We start from the raw sequence: 1,927 nt of genomic DNA, 5'->3' as shown, positions 1-1,927 counted from the left end.
CTAATTGCCGAACTTCCGCCTCAGCACTGGCGCAGACGGAAAAGGAGCGCCTGAAGCGCCCCTTCCCGTCTGATCCGGCCGACAAAGATTACATGCCGAGATCGGAACGAAGCTCGGCTCTGGCCACTTCATATTCAGCCTTGAAGTCGTCCCGGTTGAGCAGGACCGCGGCAATGACGCTGCCGGAAATCCTGCCCATCTCGACATCGGACGCAAAATGGATGCCGCCAACCACGCGGTTGTGGGCGTATTCGCTCGCACGTGCCATGATCTCGGCGCGCTTTTCCGGAACCATGTCGGACAGAATGATGCCCATCATCGTGCCGACGGTGGCGTGTCCGGAAGGCCAGGAACCGGAGTTCGACAGCTTGACCGCAGGCTTGACGAGATCGCTGAGCTGATGCGGGCGCGGGCGCTTCCAGACATCCTTGGCCGGATCGACGACAGCGCCTTCGGTAGCCACCACGCGATCGAAGAAGGCGCTGAATTTCGGCAGCGTTTCCTTGTTGAATTTCGGCCCCATGACGTCGGCAAAGCGCCAGACATTCTCCTCGGCATCGGCCACCGCGCTGGCGACCATCTCCGGTGTGCGCGTCACCTGCAGCGTCAGCACCTCGCCGAGTTCGGCCTTGGTCTGTGCCGAATCGTTTGCCGGCGGCGGCGGCAGGATCATCGTCAAGTCGACATCCTTGTTGGTGACGAAGGGCTGGGCGTCTTCCGCTTGCGCGGCCGAGCCGATGATGAGCAGCAACAGGCCTGCCGCGATCGATGCGTATCTTTTCATGAATGCGATCCTTTGATGAGAGCAGCACAGGATCGCCGGATGCGGTGACGGCCATGTGACATGACCAGCCTCCGGAAATGCAAAAGGGCGCCTCTCGGCGCCCTTCGCGATCACTTGATTGTGTGGCTCAATGCGCCACGCCTTCCCACACCTTGCGCTTGGTGAGATAGACCAGAGCGCCGAACAGAAGCAGGAACACTAGCACGCGAAAACCGGTCTTCTTGCGGTCTTCCATATGCGGCTCGGCCGCCCACATCAGGAAGGCGGAAACGTCGCGGGAGTACTGGTCGACTGTCTGCGGCGCGCCGTCATCATAGGTCACCTGGCCGTCGGACAGCGGGTTGGGCATCTTCAGCGACACGCCCGACATGAAATAGGGGTTGTAGTGGGTGCCTTCCGGGATGACCATGCCGGCAGGCGGTGTCTCGTCGTAGCCTGTCAGCAACGAGTGGATATAGTCGGGGCCGCCCGCGTCATACTGGGTGAAGATGTCGAAGACGAATTGCGGAAAGCCGCGCTCGACGCCGCGCGCCTTGGCCAGCAGCGACATGTCGGGCGGAGCAGCACCACCATTGGAAGCGGCGGCCGCTTCGTCGTTTGCGAACGGTGGCGGGAAGTGGTCGGACGGCTTGCCGGGACGGTCGAACATGTCGCCGGCATCGTTGGGACCGTCATGGATCGTGTACTCGGCCGACAGCGTCTTGATCTGCGCATCGGAATAGCCGAGGTCCGACAGCGTGCGGAACGCCACCATGTTCATCGAATGGCAGGCCGCGCAGACTTCCTTGTAGACCTTGAGGCCTCGCTGCAGCTGCGCCTTGTCATAGGTGCCAAACGGGCCGGTGAAGCTCCAGTCCATTTCCTTCGGCTCGTGGATCGGGAAATGCGTCGGCGCGGCGGCGTTGTGCGCCTCTTCGGCGGCGATCGCCCAAGTGCCTGCCGACCCGATGCCGACGGCCACGAGGCCGACCAGCGCCAGCGAGGTGAGAATCTTTTTCATGCCAAATCCCCTTAGATTCTCTACCCGCTCAGCCTTTGGTTTCCGGCGCCGCCGTAGCGCCCGCCGGATGTCCGCTGCCGCCCTTGTTCTTCTCGAGGACCGCCTCGGTGATCGAGTTCGGCAGCCGTCGCGGCGTCTCGATC

The 1,927-nt window shown here is 62.5% G+C and carries 2 protein-coding genes; both read right to left on the bottom strand.

The annotated features are described in order from the left end of the window. Nucleotides 1–88: 88 nt before the first annotated feature. Nucleotides 89–784, bottom strand: a complete 696-nt coding sequence (locus EN893_RS31680) for a phosphatase PAP2 family protein (RefSeq protein WP_127269623.1) — start codon at nt 782–784, stop codon at nt 89–91. A 127-nt stretch (nt 785–911) separates the two neighbouring features. After that, nucleotides 912–1,784, bottom strand: coding sequence for a cytochrome c1 (locus EN893_RS31675; RefSeq protein WP_127270560.1), 873 nt, complete (start codon nt 1,782–1,784; stop codon nt 912–914). Nucleotides 1,785–1,927: the final 143 nt, after the last annotated feature.

Origin of the sequence: Mesorhizobium sp. M7A.F.Ca.CA.004.04.2.1 (assembly GCF_004022825.1) — a bacterium.
GTDB lineage: Bacteria > Pseudomonadota > Alphaproteobacteria > Rhizobiales > Rhizobiaceae > Mesorhizobium.
This window is presented reverse-complemented; position numbering and strand designations above follow the sequence as displayed.